This is a genomic window from Paenibacillus sp. FSL K6-1558, assembly GCF_038002565.1.
GTDB lineage: Bacteria > Bacillota > Bacilli > Paenibacillales > Paenibacillaceae > Paenibacillus > Paenibacillus polysaccharolyticus.
On sequence record NZ_JBBOCV010000001.1, the window covers coordinates 2,137,019 to 2,156,526 of the forward strand.

At 47.3% G+C, this 19,508-nt stretch carries 17 protein-coding genes; 7 read left to right on the forward strand and 10 right to left on the reverse strand.

All coding sequences use genetic code 11. The features are described 5' to 3' along the window. The first annotated feature begins 90 nt into the window (after positions 1–90). Positions 91–1,461: a magnesium transporter gene (mgtE, locus tag MHI38_RS09160; protein WP_154887638.1), complete on the forward strand. Its 1,371-nt coding sequence runs from the start codon at positions 91–93 to the stop codon at positions 1,459–1,461. Between the two features lie 108 nt (positions 1,462–1,569). Here mgtE and mmsB read toward each other — a convergent pair whose 3' ends face one another. The 6 genes from mmsB to MHI38_RS09190 all read right to left on the reverse strand — a co-directional run bounded on the left by mmsB (position 1,570) and on the right by MHI38_RS09190 (position 9,949). Next, positions 1,570–2,733, reverse strand: a complete 1,164-nt coding sequence (mmsB, locus tag MHI38_RS09165; protein ID WP_090915387.1) for a multiple monosaccharide ABC transporter permease — start codon at positions 2,731–2,733, stop codon at positions 1,570–1,572. Then, a complete protein-coding gene (gene mmsA, locus MHI38_RS09170; RefSeq protein WP_341181203.1) occupies positions 2,717–4,267 on the reverse strand; it encodes a multiple monosaccharide ABC transporter ATP-binding protein in 1,551 nt (516 codons plus the stop codon). The genes mmsB and mmsA overlap by 17 nt, the downstream gene beginning before the upstream one ends. 88 nt (positions 4,268–4,355) lie before the next feature. Then, positions 4,356–5,441: a multiple monosaccharide ABC transporter substrate-binding protein gene (gene chvE / locus MHI38_RS09175; RefSeq protein ID WP_341181204.1), complete on the reverse strand. Its 1,086-nt coding sequence runs from the start codon at positions 5,439–5,441 to the stop codon at positions 4,356–4,358. 272 nt (positions 5,442–5,713) lie between these two features. Further along, positions 5,714–6,943, reverse strand: a complete 1,230-nt coding sequence (locus MHI38_RS09180; protein WP_341181916.1) for a response regulator — start codon at positions 6,941–6,943, stop codon at positions 5,714–5,716. 44 nt (positions 6,944–6,987) lie between these two features. Further along, positions 6,988–8,955 (reverse strand): cache domain-containing sensor histidine kinase, encoded by a 1,968-nt coding sequence (locus tag MHI38_RS09185; protein WP_341181205.1) that lies wholly within the window; start codon positions 8,953–8,955, stop codon positions 6,988–6,990. Continuing rightward, positions 8,936–9,949: a substrate-binding domain-containing protein gene (locus MHI38_RS09190; RefSeq protein ID WP_311280896.1), complete on the reverse strand. Its 1,014-nt coding sequence runs from the start codon at positions 9,947–9,949 to the stop codon at positions 8,936–8,938. Before MHI38_RS09190 ends, MHI38_RS09185 begins: the two co-directional genes overlap by 20 nt. A 362-nt stretch (positions 9,950–10,311) precedes the next feature. Here MHI38_RS09190 and MHI38_RS09195 point away from each other — a divergent pair, with 362 nt between their 5' ends. Beyond that, the gene (locus tag MHI38_RS09195) at positions 10,312–10,896 is read left to right on the forward strand and encodes a LysE family translocator (protein ID WP_154887626.1); all 585 of its coding nucleotides are present in this window, start codon (positions 10,312–10,314) and stop codon (positions 10,894–10,896) included. Positions 10,897–10,926: 30 nt separating this feature from the next. After that, positions 10,927–11,706, forward strand: a complete 780-nt coding sequence (locus MHI38_RS09200) for an AraC family ligand binding domain-containing protein (protein WP_154887624.1) — start codon at positions 10,927–10,929, stop codon at positions 11,704–11,706. Positions 11,707–11,950: 244 nt separating this feature from the next. On the opposite strand, the gene MHI38_RS09205 is transcribed toward MHI38_RS09200, so the two are convergent. Then, positions 11,951–12,523, reverse strand: a complete 573-nt coding sequence (locus MHI38_RS09205; protein ID WP_154887622.1) for a hypothetical protein — start codon at positions 12,521–12,523, stop codon at positions 11,951–11,953. Positions 12,524–12,701: 178 nt separating this feature from the next. Here MHI38_RS09205 and MHI38_RS09210 point away from each other — a divergent pair, with 178 nt between their 5' ends. Then, positions 12,702–13,370 carry a phosphatase PAP2 family protein gene (locus MHI38_RS09210; protein ID WP_154887620.1) on the forward strand — a complete coding sequence of 223 codons (669 nt, stop codon included), beginning with the start codon at positions 12,702–12,704 and terminating at the stop codon, positions 13,368–13,370. A gap of 84 nt (positions 13,371–13,454) precedes the next feature. On the opposite strand, the gene MHI38_RS09215 is transcribed toward MHI38_RS09210, so the two are convergent. Beyond that, complete coding sequence (locus tag MHI38_RS09215) at positions 13,455–14,888, reverse strand: glycoside hydrolase family 1 protein (protein WP_090915411.1); 1,434 nt, start codon at positions 14,886–14,888, stop codon at positions 13,455–13,457. Between the two features lie 143 nt (positions 14,889–15,031). On the opposite strand from MHI38_RS09215, the gene MHI38_RS09220 reads away from it, so the two are divergent. The 3 genes from MHI38_RS09220 to MHI38_RS09230 all read left to right on the forward strand — a co-directional run bounded on the left by MHI38_RS09220 (position 15,032) and on the right by MHI38_RS09230 (position 17,668). Beyond that, a complete protein-coding gene (locus MHI38_RS09220) occupies positions 15,032–16,045 on the forward strand; it encodes a helix-turn-helix transcriptional regulator (RefSeq protein ID WP_222592164.1) in 1,014 nt (337 codons plus the stop codon). A gap of 67 nt (positions 16,046–16,112) precedes the next feature. Further along, entirely contained in the window at positions 16,113–16,931 is an 819-nt protein-coding gene (locus MHI38_RS09225; RefSeq protein WP_154887618.1) for a class I SAM-dependent methyltransferase, read from the forward strand. A gap of 92 nt (positions 16,932–17,023) precedes the next feature. Further along, entirely contained in the window at positions 17,024–17,668 is a 645-nt protein-coding gene (locus MHI38_RS09230) for a hypothetical protein (RefSeq protein ID WP_341181206.1), read from the forward strand. A gap of 178 nt (positions 17,669–17,846) precedes the next feature. On the opposite strand, the gene MHI38_RS09235 is transcribed toward MHI38_RS09230, so the two are convergent. Both MHI38_RS09235 and MHI38_RS09240 read right to left on the reverse strand, forming a co-directional pair. After that, entirely contained in the window at positions 17,847–18,641 is a 795-nt protein-coding gene (locus MHI38_RS09235; RefSeq protein ID WP_341181207.1) for a hypothetical protein, read from the reverse strand. Positions 18,642–18,820: 179 nt separating this feature from the next. Further along, on the reverse strand, positions 18,821–19,240 hold the full coding sequence (locus MHI38_RS09240; RefSeq protein ID WP_186809599.1) for a hypothetical protein: 420 nt from the start codon (positions 19,238–19,240) through the stop codon (positions 18,821–18,823). Between the last annotated feature and the right edge of the window lie 268 nt (positions 19,241–19,508).

Sequence of the window (19,508 nt, forward strand, 5' to 3'; positions counted from 1 at the left end):
GAATGTTTGAGCAAGATTTCAATATTGTTTAACAACGAATGCATTCCGTTTAAAAATATGAAGCGCACCATTCAGGAAAGGAGTGTCATTATGAACGGTTCTCAAACCAATAAAGAGCTCTCCGTTGAGGAGATCACCCAGCAACTGACACAGCATGTACAATCCCAGAATCTGCCGGAATTCTATAAACTGGTGAAGGAACTGCGTCCCTATGATCTTTCACTCATCTATAAAAAATTCCCTGAAGACGAAAAGAATCGTTTTCTTCTTCTATTTAAACCGGATACACTTGCCGATCTGGCAGAGAACCTGAAGCTTCACGAGCAGGCTGAACTGTTCGAACGACTCGGACCGGAGCGTACACTGGAAGTCATGCAGCAGATGGACAAGAGTGACCTCATTCGCTTCATGCACGACCTGCCCGCAAAACGCAGGGAAGAATTGTTATCCAGCATGAACCTGGATCATTCTGCTATCATTCGCTCTGTACTCAGTTATCCACCAGAAACTGCCGGACGGATCATGACCGACCGCTATCGTACGTTGTCCACCCACGACACAGCGAAGGAAGCACTGAAGCAATCACAAGGTACGCTGCACCTCTCCCCGTCCAGTTACCTTTATGTCATTGACGATGAAGGTAAGCTAGCTGGTGTCGTTAGTTACCGCTCGCTTGCTCTGGCCGATGACAAAACCAAAGTGGAACAACTGATGACCAGACGTGTCATTCACGCCACCGTAGATATGGATCAGGAAGAGGCTGCCCAGTTGCTCCAACGTTACGAATTCATCGCCGTTCCGGTCGTCGATGAGAATAATAGGCTGTGCGGGATCATCCAGATGGATGACGTCATTGACATCATTATGGATGAGGCCAGCGAAGACCTCGCCAAAATGGGCGGTGGCGGTAAAGATATTGATTTTGATACCAAACCGCTCGTTGCGGTCAAACGAAGGTTGCCTTGGCTTATTTTGCTGTTATTGATCGGCTTGATCTCGGGAAGCATTGTGGATTTTTTTGAAGATACACTGAATCAGGTTGTGGCTCTTGCGTTCTTCATGCCTATGATTGCGGGTATGACGGGAAATACAGGGACGCAATCCCTTGCTGTCGTCGTACGCGGACTTATTGGACGCAAGCTGGACAAGTCAACGGTACTCGCCTTGATTGGACGAGAGATTAAAGTTGGTACGATGATCGGTCTTGTCTGCGGTCTGCTCATTACGGTCATTGCTTATCTCTGGCAAGGAGACTGGTTGCTCGGGATGATTATCGGTGTATCCCTGTTTCTCACGCTAATCATCGGTACACTGACAGGCACATGCATCCCGCTCCTGCTCAGCCGTTTCAAGGTTGATCCCGCAGTGGCATCCGGCCCGTTAATTACAACGCTAAATGATATCTTGTCCCTGTTTATCTACTTTGGTATTGCTACACGTTTTATAGGCGCACTGATGTAGCTTCTTGTGCAGTATAACGGACGGCATATGGTGGACGACTTATGGTTCTTATGCACCAAAAGGACCCTGATCATTAGATCAGGGTCCTTTCTTTAGCTCCCACTACTCTTAAGCAGCTCGTTTGTTTTTATTATAGATATCAAATGCCACTGCCAGCAGCAGTACCAATCCTTTGATTCCTTGCTGCCAGTCGATACCCAGGCCGATCAGGGACATCCCGTTGTTCAGCACACCCATAACCAGACCACCGATGATTGCACCGAATACGGTACCGATTCCGCCCGAAGCTGACGCTCCGCCGATGAAGCAGGCTGCAATGGCATCCAGCTCAAAGTTCGTACCCGCTCTTGGCGTAGCCGCATTCAGACGTGCGGCGAAGATCAGACCCGATACAGCCGCAAGTGTACCCATGTTTACGAACACCCAGAACGTTACTTTTTTCGTTTTAACGCCAGACAGTCCTGCAGCCTTCTCATTGCCGCCGAGTGCGTACACATGACGTCCCATCACGGTACGATTCATGACAAAGGAATACACCACGATCAGAACAAACAGAAGCACCAGAATGTTCGGAATACCCGCATAACTTGCCAGTACAAACGTGAACAGGTTGGTTACTGCTGCTACCACAATCAGCTTGAGCAGGAACAGCCCTTGCGATACCACCTCAAAGCCATACTTGCGCTGGGAAGCACGTTCCCGCAGTTCATTCACAATGTACCAAATCGTGAGCGCAATCCCCACAATAATGGACACCAGACCCATGCCTGAGAATTGTACATCCGGCAGGAAACCGGAGCTGATCTTTTGAAATCCGGCAGGGAAAGGGGATATCGACTGCCCTTCCAGTACAATCATCGTCAGACCACGGAAGAGCAACATGCCGGCAAGCGTAACAATGAAGGCGGGAATCCGCACATACGCAATCCAGAAGCCCTGCCATGCACCAATGAGTGCACCGACCAGCAGGGAAGCAATGACTGCGAGCCAAGCTGGCAACTGCCAATCCACCATCATAATGGCGGCTACAGCACCGACAAAGGCCGCAATGGAACCGACGGACAAGTCGATATGACCTGTGATAATGACCAGCACCATACCAATGGCCAGGACTAGAATGTAGCTATTTTGCAAAATCAGGTTCGTAATATTAATTGGTTTGAGCAACAGCCCACTAGTTAACACCTCAAATAGAAGCATAATGACGACAAGGGCAATGATCATGCCATATTGACGTATATTATTTTTGAACAGTTTAGTTACCGTTTCCATGCTTACCGCCTCCAGACTTGGTCATATATCTCATCAGTGTTTCCTGCGATGCCTGCTCCCGGCTGACTTCACCCGTGATTCGTCCGGCATTCATCACATAGATCCGGTCACACAGACCCAGAACCTCCGGCAGCTCCGATGAAATCACCAGCACACCCTTGCCTTCGGCAGCAAGCCGGTGGATAATCGTATAAATTTCAAACTTGGCACCTACGTCGATCCCGCGTGTCGGCTCATCCAGAATGAGAATATCCGGCCCGGCAAAAATCCATTTGCTCAGTACCACCTTCTGCTGGTTACCTCCGCTCAGATTCCCGGTTTTCTGCAGGATGTTTGGTGCCTTGATGTTCATGCTTTTCTTCATCTCTTCCGCAACGAGCACTTCCTCCTGCTCGTTCACAACGGCATTACGGGTCAGTTTACTAAGTCCGGTGAGGGAAATATTGCGTTTGATATCATCCATCAAAATAAGGCCATATTCCTTGCGATCCTCCGTCACATAAGCAAAACCATTCTGAATCGCCTCGGTCACACTGTTATTCTGAATCGGCTTGCCATCCTTGATCAGCTGCCCCGAGATGTTACGGCCATATGATTTGCCGAAAATACTCATTGCAAGCTCTGTACGTCCTGCGCCCATCAGTCCCGCGATCCCTACGATCTCGCCACGTCTGATGTTCATGTTGATCTGATCGAGCACCTTGCGCTCGGCCTGATGCTCGTGATACACCGTCCAGTCTTTTACTTCCAGCACCACGTCACCAATCGTGGCATGACGTTCAGGGTAGCGGCTCGTCAGGTCCCGTCCAACCATGCCGCTGATGATGCGATCCTCGGTGACGTTGTCCTTTTTCATATCGAGCGTTTCAATCGTCTTGCCATCCCTCAGGATCGTCACCGCATCCGAGACCTTGGACACCTCGTTCAGCTTGTGAGAGATGAGGATACAGGCGATGCCCTGCTTTTTGAATTCCAGCATCAGTTGCAGCAGATTTTCACTGTCGTCTTCATTCAACGCTGCCGTAGGCTCATCCAGAATAAGCAGACGTACTTTTTTGGAGAGCGCTTTCGCAATTTCAACCAGTTGTTGCTTACCTACCCCGATGCTGGATACCAGCGTGTTCGGGTTTTCATTCAGACCTACTTTGCCAAGTAGTTCACGTGTTCCGATAAAGGTTTCCTTCCAATTCACGATGCCTCTGCTTGCACGCTCATTGCCCAGATATATATTTTCCGCAATGGAGAGATACGGGATCAGCGCGAGCTCCTGATGAATAATGACAATGCCCAGATCCTCGCTCTGTTTGATATCTTTGAACTCACACGTCTTACCGCGGAACAAAATGTCCCCTTCATAGCTTCCTTGCGGGTATACTCCGCTAAGCACCTTCATCAGCGTAGACTTGCCTGCGCCATTCTCGCCGCAGATGGAATGAATCTCGCCTTCCCGGATCTTCAGGTTGACGTTCTCTAGCGCTTTGACGCCCGGAAACGTTTTGGTAATGTTCTTCATTTCAAGAATAATGTCCGTCATGGCATGTACTCCTTTCCTTGGATGATGCGTTATGGCACACCGATCTTTTGCATCGTATTTATGAGCGCCCTACCTATTTCATCGCACTTTACGGTAGGCCTATTTCTTCTTTGGTGTAATACTTGCTGCCTACAATATCTTTTTCCACATTGGTACGATCTACAGAGATCGGGTCGAGCAGATACGCAGGAACAACCATTAATCCGTTGTTATATGACTTTGTGTCATTCACCTCTGCTTGTTTTCCTTGCAAAATGCTGTTAGCCATCTCCACTGTTTTCTCGGCGAGCTTACGTGTATCCTTGAAGACCGTCTGCGTCTGTTCGCCAGCCACAATGGACTTGATGGATGCCAGTTCCGCATCCTGTCCGGTAATAACCGGAAGTGGTTTGTTCGGCTTGCCGTAGCCAATGCCTTTCAAAGATGAGATAATCCCGATACTGATTCCGTCATACGGAGATAATACCGCATCCAGATTATCGCCTGAATAGTAAGCACTCAGCAGGTTATCCATCCTTGATTGGGCCAAAGCCCCGTCCCAGCGCAGTGTGGCAATTTGCGCCATCGTCATCTGTTTACTGCGGACGACCAGTTTTCCAGAGTCAATATACGGTTTGAGCACCGACATCGCACCGTCGAAGAAAAAGTATGCATTGTTGTCATCCGGTGATCCACCAAACAATTCAATGTTAAACGGCCCCTTACCCTCCTTAAGCCCCAGCTTCTGTTCAATATAGGAGGCTTGTAGAACCCCAACTTTAAAGTTGTCAAACGTAGCATAGTAAGTCAGATATGGCGTGTTACGAATAAGTCGGTCATACGAGATGACCTGAATGCCTTCGTCATGTGCCTTCTTGATGACATCGGTCAGCGTATTTCCGTCTACAGATGCAATGACCATGACATCAACGCCTTTGGTAATCATGTTCTCAATCTGGGAGATTTGATTCTCAACCACGTCTTCGGCGTACTGAAGATCTGTTTTGTAACCTTGCTCCTGAAACAGACGAACCATATTCTCTCCGTCTCCCACCCAGCGTTCCGATGATTTGGTAGGCATGGATATGCCGACATATCCTTTCTCCTTGCTTCCCACATCACTTTCAGCCAGATTACAGGCTGAGAGCATGACGGACATTACCAGAAGCCAGATGAGTATTGCTCCTTTTTTCATATGAAGTTCCCCTTTCCTCACATCATCGCGTTCAGTTGGAATTTCAAGATAACGCTTACATCTCATAGAGTATCGTCTAACTTATTGTCCCTCTCTGTATCTCATGGTAGCATTTCGCAGCGAGCAAGGTCTTTGCAGGTTTTGAACCTTTTTTATAAAAATTTAACTTTTGATGGAAGAGGGCAACGAAAAACCCACCACAGGTGGTTAACCTTTAAAGGTGGGTTTGTTTGTAGCCTCTGATATCCATACTTCCGATGAAGCTTGGAAATCTACACAGAGCCTGCGCTGGAACTGTCTGTTCCGCCATTTTTACGATATTGGGCAGGCGAGATGCCCATCGTTTTTTTGAACGCTGTACTGAAATAGTGCTGTGTATCATACCCTACGCGTTCAGCGATGGTATGGATCGGGAGGGACGTGGAGTCGAGCAGCTGTGCGGCTTTACGAATACGGGCATGAGTGACAAGTGTAACGAACGAGTCGTTCAACTCTTTTTTCAACACACGACTGAGATATACTGCCGACACCTGCAAACGGGATGCCAGCGATTCCAGCGTCAACTCCCGTTCTGCGTACTCCTCATGAATCAACTGTCGTGCCCTGCGAACTAGCGGAGAGAGCTTCACTTCTTCATATACCTGTTCACGGCAATGCCGATACGTACCCGGCACCTCTTCCAGCGTCCCCCTATGAGGTTCAACATGGGCATGAACAGCGATGTTCAGGCAAGTACTAATCTGCTGCTCCAGCAGGAGTGCAATCTCCTCAGGGGTCTCCTGCCACAGGCAGATCCCGATAACACTACTGGCATCACGAAAGAGCACATGCGGATGATCTCCGAGCAGTTCTGCTATGATATTTTCCATGGCATACAGAAACAGCTGACGATCATTCTCCCTCAGTATGGTCTGACGCGCCTCGGCAGCAGGCCACCGCACAACACCAACTTGCACAGGCGATACAGATGGCAGATGTAGAAAAGCAAGCTGTTCCATCAGACTCTCGCCGGCTACCTGTCCTTTCATCCACTCCTGACAAAATCGCTGGCGAAGCAGCGGGATATTTCGTTCAATCTGCTCTGCCGCCTGTCTGACATAGGCTGTCCGCTGATGCTCCTCATCCAGCCGCTGACGTAACCGCTCCAGTGCAGCTCTCAACTGATCCGCTTGTACAGGCTTCAGGATGTAATCCTCAACACCGAGACGAACCGCTTCCTGGGCATAAGCGAATTCATCATGCCCGGATATGATCAGATAACGAACTTCCGGACACTGCTCCTGTAAAGCCCGAATCAATCCAATGCCATTCAGAAACGGCATATTCATATCGACCAGCACGACATGTACATTCAACTCAACTGCCCGTTCGAGTGCTTCTTCACCGTCCTCGGCTTCACCGACAACCTCCATGCCAAGTGTAGCCCAATCCATAGCTTCGCGGATTCCTTCTCGAATAATCGGTTCATCGTCAGCAATCAGCACACGATACAGGTTATCCATTGCATTGGCATTGACGGATGTCACTGTATAATCCACAGCCTTCTTCACTCCTTCTCTTGTCGATCTTGGTTATCTCGGGGCTCAACCCGGGAAGGTATTGTTACAGGCATTTCCCGCATCAGTGGATGAATAATCGTAACGCGGGTTCCCTCACCCTGCCTGCTGTCCAGCCAAATCCCATAGTCACTGCCAAATGATAATCTTAATCGTGCCTGTACATTCAGCATCCCGTAACTTTTACCCGTCCACTCCGGCGAAGTCGATTCCAGACTCTCCATGGGCATATCCAGCAGCTGCAGCATCTCCACCAGTCGTTCTCTGCTCATTCCGGCTCCGTCGTCCTTAATTGTCAGATGTAGCCGCCCCTGCTCCACATTCCCTTCTATGACAATATGGCCTGGGCCACGTCTGCCCTTGATGCCATGGTATATCGCATTTTCTACCAAAGGCTGGAGTAACAGCTTAAGCACATACAAGTTCTGCAATTCTTCGGGGACATGTATGGTGTACCCAAGACGATCCCGATATCTGGTCTGCTGAATCTGCAGATAACTGCTGATATGCTCGAGCTCAGAGTGCAGCGGAATATAATCCTGTCCCTTACTGAGTCCGATTCGGAACAAACGGGACAGTGCCCCAACCATGTTAGACACACCGTCAGCGCCTTCTTTTCGAGCCATCCAGTGAATCGTATCCAGCGTATTATATAAAAAATGAGGCTTGATATGCTCCTGCAAGCTACGCATCTCCGCATCCCGTTTCTGACGTTCCCTCAGCTCATTCAGCGTAATCAGCTGACGAATCTGGCTCAGCATTCGGTTAAAACTATTTCCCAACATACCGATCTCATCGGCACGCTCACTCCACCGGCCTGCATTGAGATTGCCCGTTTCGGCTCTGCGCATATAAGACATCAACCGGAAGATCGGCTGCGCAATGGAACGGGAAAACCACAAGGATGCACTCAAACCAAACAAACACACGACAAAGACAAAACTGACCACGTAAAACTGAATCTGTCGCACCTCGGAGATCGACTCTTTGGTAGGGAATACTCCTACCGTTCTCCAGCCGGTAAAGGTAGATGACTGATACATGAATAATAACGCTTCGCCATCCACTTCTTTCGTAAACGTTCCGCCCTCTCCAGAAGCAAACCAGCTCGCCGGAATATGTTCAATGAGCGGATGTTCGGGTCTGTATACACTTTGTCCTTCGGCATCGGTGACCATTACATAACCGGATTTGCCAAGTGTTACATTACGAGCCGCCTGCGAAACGGATCTCAGCTTGAGGTCAATCAGTACAGCACCCTTTACGAGCCCCGTCGTTTCATCCGTGACAGAGCGGGCGACCGATACAATCTCATCATCCTTATACCGGACATGGGTGGTCATGTTGCGCTCTCGCGGCTGACCCAGTACCGTGAAAATGCCTGGTTGCATTGCAGCCCTCCGATACCAATCCTCCTCGGTCAGACGTTGCTCCGTTCGGGGATACATCTCATTGCTTATATAATCACCGTTACCGTTCACAAGCACGATGCCTGCAATTTCCGGGTACAACGTTGTGAATCCTTGCAAAGTCTGTTTGATGCCATACAAACGGTTCTGTTCAGATTCCGTATACGCTTGGCTGGCTTGTCTTTCGACGCGTTCACGTTCATGTTCACGTGTGTTCCCGTCTCCGCCGATCTTCTCGTCCATGAATGCATTGACGTCTGATTCGAATGCAATCAGATAGGTCATATTTTGCAAGTTCTCCATCTTGGTATTCAACGCTTCATTGACCTTGCCGATCAGCTGCATCGTATGACCCTCTACCTGCCGCTCCACGACTCGCTCTACCGTCCAATTCACAAGCAGACCCAAACCGACGGACGGCACGATGGCAAAAAGAAGAAATAGCAGCATCAATTGGTAGCGTAATGGCATGTTTCGCAGACGCAAGCGGCGGAATCCGTTCACAAGCTCAGAGCGCCAAGTTCTCTGTCTATTTGGCATAATAATCATCCACATTCGAACTTGTCACGACCGAGATCCCCGTATCTACCGTTACAGGCAGCGGCGCATTTTCCCCTGAAGGCGAAGGTGCAGGTACAGTCAAGTGATGGTGCAGATGGAACAGATATTGGAGCGACCAATATCCCATGTTCCAGGTCCCTTGTGCAATCGTAGCGGATATCGTACCATTTTGGATCAGATCGAGTGTTGCTTTATTTGTGTCAAAAGAAATGATGTGCAGCTTCTGACCATTGCCTGAATTGGCATTTTGTACCGCTTCCCCGGCTCCGGCGCCTCCCGTTGCCTCAGTGACAAATATACCCGCCAGCTTCGGATGTGCCTTCATCATCCGGATCGTTTCATCCCGGGATTTCAACACATCTCCATGTCCATCTGCGATTTCAACAACCTGCATAGAAGGGTATCGTTGCCGAATTGTTTCGCGGAATCCGTTGGTACGTTCCTCATGGTTCTGTTGTCCCGGCGACGTTATTACAGCGACTTCTCCTTCACGACCGAGCAGCTCGGCCATTTTGTCCGCTGCCGTTACGCCTGCCTTGTAATTGTCCGTTCCCAAAAAAGAATACGCCTGACTCCCTGGTGCATCTGCATCGAACAGGACCACAGGAATATCCGCTTCCACAGCTTTATTGATCGCTGGAATTAATGATTTTGGATCGATTGCGGATATAGCAATGCCTGCAGGTTTACGCGCAATGGCCTGCTCAATTACCGTGATCTGCTCTTTGGCATCATACCGTGTAGCCCCGCGATATTCGACGGTCACGCCCAGCGCATCCGCGGCATCCTCAAAACCTTTCAGCGGACTCTTCCAATATTCCAGCCCGGACTGAAACGTAATCATCATGTACGTCTCACCCAGATCACCGCGAAGTCCACGGTTCTCCCACGAGCTGTTCACCTGACTGGTATATTCAAATCTCAATACATACAATGCAAACGCCGCAATCAGCACAATATAGATCAGCAGCATTTTTTTCATTTTTGTTCACTTCCTCAAGTGGTCTATGTCATTCTGTACACCCTCACTCCGTTATCGATTGTAAACGCAATCATTCAAAAAGGGAACCTTTCTGCAATAATGTACTATAGCTATGGTCTACTCCGCCTTATGATTACAACAATAATCCTCTATCTTATTGGAACTACTTTTTTACACATTAACGGAGAGGACAGAAAAAACCTGAAAAAGCGGAGCGGTCGCCTTTATCACCGGATTTTTCCCTTTGTATAAGGAAATCAAAAAATCTGGGGATAACAGCGATTAGAAGGTTATTCTGTCATCGGAGTGACTGTGTAAAATCTTTAGTTCAAAATTAGATAGCATCGAAGAAGGAGCTTAACATGAATATACTAACCTTTTTAATCTACTGCATCGTTGTCACTTTCACACCCGGCCCCAGCAATATTGTCATTCTCTCCTCCACACAAAAAGTAGGCGCACGCCGCACCATGCCTTATGTCTGGGGAGCTACCTTAGCTTTCGGTCTGTTGCTGACCGCGTCTGCTTTGTTAAATCAGCTTCTCGCTGACGTCTTGCCAGGCATCTTGCAAGTCATGCAGATCATCGGCGGCATTTACATGCTATACCTCGCTTATCAGGTCTATCGAATGGGCTCTACTGAAGCCGCTCCCCAGGCTATATTAGGCTTTTGGAACGGTGTAATGATGCAATTCGTGAATCCCAAGGTGGTGCTGTTTACCTTCACCGTCATTCCAGCTTATGTACTTCCTTACGTCGCTGCAGAATCATGGTCTGCGTTCTTCTATGTTATGCTGATTACGTGTATTGGTTTTCTGGCTTACTCCAGCTGGGTGGTGTTCGGCACGATCTTTCGATCCTTGCTGAATCGTTACCAGCGAACATGTAGTATGCTGATGGCTCTTTTTTTGATATACTCAGCCATTATTGTATCAGGTGTGATCTAACGACTTATTTCATCTGAGGAGGTGTGCGGTATGGAACAGTTTAGCTACAAAAGATCAGAAGACGTGCTGGCTCTATCCGCCAGCTTCACCGATTTTACCTATAAAAAGCATTGCCATGAGGAATATGCCGTAGGTGTAACGCTGCGCGGCATTCAGCAATATCATCTGGAAGGTCACTATCAGGCCTCACATCCGAACGGCGTCATGCTGTTTAACCGCGAGCAATTACATGATGGAAGTTCCTATGATAAAGAGGGTATTGATTATGTGATGCTTTACCTGAAGCCTGAATTAGTTGAAGAAATTATGGGTAGAAAGGAACTTCGCTTCTCCACTCCCATCGTCTATGATCCGAAGCTTGCCCGAAGCATTCTCATGCTGAACGATGCCGTGCAGCACAGACAGGACGAAGCCGAGTGTAGCACCCGGCTGTTTGAACTCGTGCATATGCTCGCTCAGGAGGAACAGCCTGCAAGGCTCTGGAAACCTCAGGACAGTCTTGTTCGCAAAGCAAAAGAGATTATGTTTTGCAGCACCGCAGACGTGCTGAAACTGGAAGATCTATCAGCTGAATTCGGCCTGTCCAAGTTTCAATTTATCCGTGAATTCAAAGCCCATACTGGCTTTTCACCCTATCAATTTTTCCTGAACTGCAAGGTCGAACATGCCCGTCAATCGCTTGAGAAACATAGAGACATCTATACCGCCGTGGCTGACTGCGGCTTTGTCGATCTGACCCATCTGAACAGACATTTCAAACGGGTCTTCGGTGTGACTGCGCATGATTATATGGTACAGCTCCAGCGTTAGTATGGAGTTGCATCATCCCGAATAGGATGGTCATCACCCACCGAAATCAAAAACACAGCTGAAAAATCAACATCCCCTTACGGAGCGTATATAGGTCCATAAGGGGATGTTTAGTCAGGTAAATTCCACTGCACGCTGCGTTCACTGCAACTCTTGTCCTTCATATGGCCGCTCTCATACAAACCTTCTATATATCACATACAACTCTTCTATGATAACAATACAGATGCTTCAACTATAAATATTATGCTCTCCGCTGTTTCTTTCTCCACAGCGAGCCACCTACCAGCGCAAGTATGACAACTGCACCCCCAGCATATAGCGAAATCATCCACGGATTGCTATATCCACTGCTGCTGTCCGTGAAATCATCAGAGCTTACAGGAGTGCCCTTACCCAGCATATTAATTGCTTCTCCAGCCTGTTCAATCTGAAGATTACCGCTACATAGGCTGCTGTATAATTTGCCATCCTTATCATCCTGATTAGCAAAAATAAGATAAGACTGATCTTTTGCCAATGTTATTCCACAGGCACCTTCGCCCATATTATTAATCAATATGGTTGTCTTTTTTGCATCTACGCCTTTCCAGGTCGTGTCTACATCCAGCGTATATTTCTTATATTCCCTACTACTGAATATGGAGTCGCCTCCGATCTCGACTACTTTCCCCGTAAATACAGCGCTATACGTTTCCAACTTCTCCTTGACACTGGATTCGACACAACTGCACGCGTATGCCCGCTCCCCTGGACAAACCATCACATTTGCTACAAAAAACAACAGAACTAAAACGGCCGGCCCCACTCTCCTCATCCTTACATTCTCCCCCTTTGAGTTATCCTGAAGCCTCTCTTATCTTATTAACGTCTCCATTTTCGTTTTTGTTTGTTTTATTGTAGAATGTTAACACTATGTTTCGAGCGAACAATACTTTCGTTCAACAACGATAACTATAATCAAAAACATCATGGATGACGGAGGAACTTAACATTTGAAGCCCAATTTGACGAAAAAAATCTCCATTCCGCTGCTCGTTGCAGCGTTATGCCTGTCCGCTTTTATCAGCATTGCGCTGTCCATTAGCGATAACCAGATTCATCGCTTTGATGCTGTACTCATCGACTTGATCCAAGGCATGGAATCACCTGGAATGACCCGATTTATGCAATTTTTCACCTGGATTGGTAGTGAGCTTCAGGTTGTTGTCATTACGGTCATTGTCATGCTGATCCTCTATGTTTTCCTACGCCACAAACGCGAACTGCTCTTTCTTGCCATCGTGCTTGCAGGCTCTACGCTACTGAATGCCGTGATCAAGCTGCTGTTTCAACGAGCTCGCCCAACTATTAACCGCATTATCGAAGTAAGCGGGTACAGCTTCCCCAGCGGACATTCCATGGCGGCGTTCAGCCTTTATGGTGGACTTGCCTTTCTGATCTGGAAACATATCCCAAGCTTTGCCGGGCGTGTATGTATGATTGCAGCCAGTGCTGCCTTTATCCTGATGATCGGCATTAGCCGGATTTATCTGGGCGTACATTATCCTAGTGATGTCGTTGGCGGTTACTTTCTGAGCGGGTGCTGGTTATTCACCTGTATCTGGTTCTACAGACGTCATTTGCAGCGGCTGTCTGAATTACAAGCCAGAAGCTTCGCCTAGTCGCATGTTACATGCTTCATCGTAAAAACCCCAACGACCGAAAGATCGTTGGGGTTTTGTTATCTTTTGATTACAGCTGTTGAATTACAATTTTTCTCCATTAGAAGCAATTACATCTTTGTACCAGTAGAAGCTTTTCTTCGGTGTACGGCTCAAGTCACCGTTGCCATCATTATCTTTGTTGACATGAATGAAACCATAACGTTTCTTCATCTCACCAGTCGATGCACTTACAAGGTCAATACAGCCCCACATTGTATAAGCAATGAGGTCAACACCGTCTGCAACCGCTTCTTTCATCTGCTCAATGTGACCTTTCAGATAATCAATCCGGTAGTCGTCCTGAATGGAGCCGTCTTCTTCAATTACATCAACCGCACCCAGACCATTCTCCACAACCATTAATGGCACCTGATAACGATCATAGAGGTGGTTCAGCGTATAGCGTAGTCCTTTCGGATCGATCTGCCAGCCCCAGTCGGAAGCTTCGAGATAAGGGTTTTTGATACCACCCAACAGATTTCCTTCCGCTCGATCCAGCGATGCATCCGCACTTTCCACGAGAGACATGTAATAACTGAAGGAATAGAAATCTACACAGCCTTCGCGCAGCGTCTGCTCATCTTCCGGTTGCATTTGAATTTCAATGCCTTCTTCTGCGAAGAAACGTTTTGCGAATCCTGGGTATGCTCCCCGAACCTGTACATCGCCACAGATCATGTTGGACAGTTGATCTTTCTTCTGCGCAAGCAAAATATCGTCAGGATTACACGTGTTCGGATACGTTGTCATGAAAGCAACCATACAGCCGATTTTGAAATCCGGGTTGATCTGGTGTCCCAGCTTCACCGCTTTGGCACTGGCCACGAATTGATGATGCAGCGCTTGGAACCGAGTCTGTGGCTGATCTACGCCGTCCGTCAATGTTTCTTTACCTTCAAACAATAATCCACCTGCCATATATGCACCAAGCGGCATTGTCAGACAGTTAATTTCGTTAAAGGTTAGCCAGTATTTCACCTGGTTCTTATAACGATTGAAGAGGGTTGTACAATAACGGATGTAAAACTCGATCACTTCACGAGAAGCCCAGCCGTTATATTTTTGTGTCAGGCCAAACGGTGTCTCGTAGTGGGAGATCGTCACCAATGGCTCGATATTGTGTTTTTTCAACTCGGCAAAGACGTTATCATAGAACTTCAAACCCTCTTCGTTTGGCTCCAGATCGTCACCGTTCGGGTAGATGCGAGACCAGTTGATCGACATGCGGAACATTTTGAAACCCATCTCGGCCATCATCGCAATGTCTTCTTTATAATGTCCATAAAAATCAACCGCTTCATGGCTCGGATAATACGTGCCCTCTTCAAGAACAGGTGTAATTCGGCGCGGCGTGGTATGCGTTCCGCCTGTCATCATATCCGATGTGCTTGGCCCTTTGCCATCCTTATTCCATCCGCCTTCAAACTGATTGGCAGCCGTTGCGCCGCCCCAAAAGAATCCATCTTTCATTTTCATGATGCGTTTCCTCCTCTATATGTTGACGGCTACTAGAGCACGTCTATGATCTTCAATCCACTGAAATACGCTGAGAACTATAACGTTATAGTCCAAGTGTAGCACCCATACCCTGACAAGGGTTGTCATGATATAATTTGTTCATGGAACATAACCGATTATTCCGAATGTTGTTGCTGTTGCTGGAAAAAAAGAAAACGACCGCCCCGGAGCTTGCGCGCCTGTTCGAAATCTCGGTTCGCACCGTATACCGGGACATTGACCGCCTGAGTGCTGCAGGCATCCCCGTCTATACAACAACGGGCAAGCACGGCGGCATTCATCTGATGGATCACTATGTCATGGACAAGTCGTTGCTGAGCGAGGATGAACAGAATGAAATTTTGCTCGGCTTGTACAGCGTCAGCGCCATTCCTCATCTGAACAGCGCCCGGATGCTGGGCAGGTTAACGACCCTTTTTGATCATAAACTGGACTGGATTGAATTTGAGTATTCTCCGTGGGGCAGTATTCCCGAGCAAGAGATGCAACTGTTTAATCAGGTGAAACAGGCGATATTCGCAAGTCAGTTGCTCGCATTTCACTATATCGATTCCAATGGAGAAGCGAGTGAGGAGACGGCGTTGCCGGTGAAGCTTATTTTTAAAAACAATACATGGTACTTCAAGGGTCTAAAGCAACCCCAGCCTATGACATCCAATTCGCCCGACACCTTCGTCACGTACAAAATCAAACGGATCACGAAACTTCGCTTTGTGCCCGGCGCATATGAGCATACTCGGCCATCGACAGGGGAGGGAGATAGAGTCAAAGAAGAACCTTATCACGGAGAAAACCAAGACATCAAGATACAGTCTAACCAGCCGTCTGAGAAACAGACTCTGATCGAACTTCTGTTTGAACAAACGATCGCTTATCGTGTTTACGATCTGCTGGATCCCGCCATTATTCAGCAAGAAGCGGATGGGAAACTAAGGGTTTCTATTCCAATTGATGAGGGTGAACAGCTTTATTCATTCTTACTCTCCTTTGGCTCAAAAATAAAGGTGATCTCACCTTTGACGGTGCGCAAAGAGTTACTTCGCAGACATCAAGAGGCCGTCGCGCTTTTACTGGAAGATGATGGGCACAAAACCGAGGATGATGGTACAATATAGTATGCATCTATACCATTTCATTTTAAATTAGGATCGACAGGAATTTAGCGATGTTGGGAGGACATACATGAATCAGCAGATCAGACACAATAACGTAGAACGCTTTAAAGGATTTGGCACACTGTATGATCAAAACAGACCCGCTGCTCCCCGCGAAGTCGTCGATATTTTGACTCATTATCTGGGCAAAAGGCCACACTTCGTGGCTGATGTCGGTTGTGGTACAGGTTTATCCACCTGGATCTGGCTGGATTATGCCGAGCGAGTAATCGGCGTGGAACCTAGCGAGGATATGCGCTCCGTTGGCATTGCGAAATGGGAAGCTGCAGGCAAACCGGATCAACTTCGCTTTGCGGCGGGAATGTCTCATGACCTCGGCCTTCCTGATGATAGTGTAGATATTTTGACCTGCTCCCAGTCGTTTCACTGGATGGAGCCGGAATCCACCTTACGCGAGTTCGCACGGGTACTGCGTCCAGGCGGTATTTTTGCTGCCTACGACTGTGACTGGCCGCCTGTATTAGACTGGCAACTTGAAGTAGCATACCGGCAACTGGTGAGTACAGCGGATGAACTCGCCTCACGTCTATCGAGTACAGAGCAACAAGCACATAAATGGAGCAAAGAAGGCCATTTACAGCAGATCCAGCAATCCGGGCTGTTCCGTTACAGCCGAGAAATTATGTTCCATCATCAGGAGCCATTCACAGCTGAGCGTTATGCCAACCTGGCTCTTAGCCAAGGCGGACTCCAGACAGCTTTGAAGCTGGGCGCCACAGAATTGAATGACATGGCGGACGATTTCAGACGCCGGGCAGAGCTTGTTTTTGACGGAAAATCAAAAGAAGTGCTGTTCTCCTATCGCATGCGAACCGGTATCGTTTAAAATAAAAGCATACGAGGATATAAGAATAAGAAGATAAAAAATATAAGGATTATGAATCTTGAAGGGTTGTGACCACTCTGATTAACAAAGAGGTGCTGGAACGAGATCGACTTTTCATCAAAAGCTGGCTTGACACATATTTTGATTCTCCTCACCGGGATATGCTCATGTCTCATCCGGCCAAAATGGAAGAAGAGGACTATGGCGTGCCTTCGGATATGCAGGATGGTGAGGTTGATGAAGAAGAATGGGTTCGCTGGAAAATGCTAGACTCGAAGGTTACGGTAGATCAGATCAACGAATTAGTTGCTAGTTATGTTAAGTCTGGTTCGGACACGCATAGCTCTTCTTTCTCTCTGCCGCCGCTCTATATGGCCTATCTGAGTAGCCGATATGTTCTGAATGTGTATCTTCGCTATGAAGGATTTACGATCGAATTACCGAATCTACCTTCTGACTACCCCCTGCGGGAATTACGAAACCTCTGGTCATCATCGGAATTACTGGTTAAGGCGGGATATATTCCATTTGCCTCCTATGAAGATCATGCGGGGCCTGTCTGCTGGGATTCGAGTAAACCAAATGATGACAATGATTATGCTGTCGTGTGGTTCGATCACGATATATTAACAGAAGAGGGACAGCCCAGCCGGGAGCAGCTTGAACACTACGCACAGCCTCTTTTTCACTCTTTCCGGGAAATGCTGATGCGCTCTTCTTCAAGCACTCGTTCTTAATTTAATTGTAGAGATATAAATAAAGAGCGCCGTTCCCGTTCATCGTCCGCTTTGACTTGGGGAGGGCGCTCGAATATATAACTCTAATTTCCTGAAATGAACCGCGAGAATGCTACAGTTCCATTTTGTACAGCTTTTTTAAAGTGATGCTAAGGATAAGCAGATCAAGATGAGAATATTAAGACGAGAAAAGATGATTTAACTGTTGTTCCTGCACTTGAAGAGCAAGGGCCACTTTGGAAGGGTCCTGCGGCGAATAAAATACGTTAATGATATGTCCCTGCTGAACCTGTGACATGGCAGAAGGCAGGATTTCTTTTTGCGTAATCACCTCAAAGGTTTCACCATTTGGCTTCGTAATACTAAGTTTAAGCTGTAACTTGATGTTGCCATTCTGTCCACTTCCCATAGGGGTAACGTCGAGAATTTTAGCCAACCCCTTCTCTCCTGTACGTGCGATATCTACCATTTCCGGTGCTATACCTTGTTGCATCATCTTTTCATTCAACAGTTGCTGCATATGCTCTTGCGACACGGTTCCATGCTGATCCAGCCCGACTTTGCGCTCATCTTTCTCGGAAACGACAAGCGGAATGATAGCTCCCGGCTGAAACTGAGACAGCGAAGTCAGAGGAATAATGGTTCTTAAATCTGTATCATATGTTTCCCGGCCTTGACGAGACACCTTCAGCATCATTTTTACTTCCGGCTGCTCATTAATAAAGGTGCCCGTCTGCTGAATGCTTTGGATCACACCCACTGCCGGCAATCCCGATTTGATCTTGCGCTGACCCAAACTTGTACCGAATATAGACGAAATGACCAGTAAGCCAATTCCTCCAAAAAGCATCGGTTTAAACCACCACGCCTGCATGACCATAAACGGATCATCCCACAGCCACTGAGCTATGAACGGGGAAAATCCTGTCCCAAATACCATCAGTAAGCCAATTACTCTAAAAAAACGACTCATCTCTATCACCCTATCTATCTAATTTATGCTGTATATTACTTTTTACTATTTGATATCTTTTGTTATATCTTCGGTGCGTATGTTTCCTTTGCGTTGTTATCTGTAACACGTAAACTAATAATTCAAATTATTTCCTATATTCGGAATAGTCTCATTAATATCTATCGCTATGAATCCACCTAAACCGAAAGAAGTCCCATATAGATCAGTTCAGAAGGATTCGCCGGATGCTGTCCCAAACCGACACGATCACCCACACGCGGAATCTGCAGCTTGGATACAAGTGTTTCCATTGTGCGTTGATACGTGTGACCACCCGTTTCAGTAACTTCAAGTACAAGCACCACAATGGGATCAAAATTAATTAATTTTCCCGTATCCGTTACACTGATCACGGTTCCAGTTGCTGTCAGAGGCAACGATCCGCTTGCAGCGAGTTGTGCCTGCTTAGCCGAGTCCAAACTTTGGTTGATGGCATCCCGATGTTCCTTTGGTACAAATCCTTTCATCATCATGCCCGTAAGCCCTTTGTTCATTACGCGATCCGCTTTGGCAACCGCATCTTCCTGTTTGTTTTTACGTGTAAACCATCCCATCATATCGAACACCTCATTTGTTTTTTATTGGGTATGATTAATTATAAACACAACATAGCCCGTATGAATACCGATCTGGACACATACAAAAGAACCGAAGAAATGTCCTGCTGGAGACGGCTTTCCATCAATTTATTTGTAGCTATGCTTGCTTTTTCCCAATAAAAACGTTGTTCTAACCGACTCAATGAGGAGTAAGCCATTTATTTTTGTGAATTTGTCCGTTACTTGGCTCTGATTACAGTTACTCAGAGTGGTCAAATTCCTATTT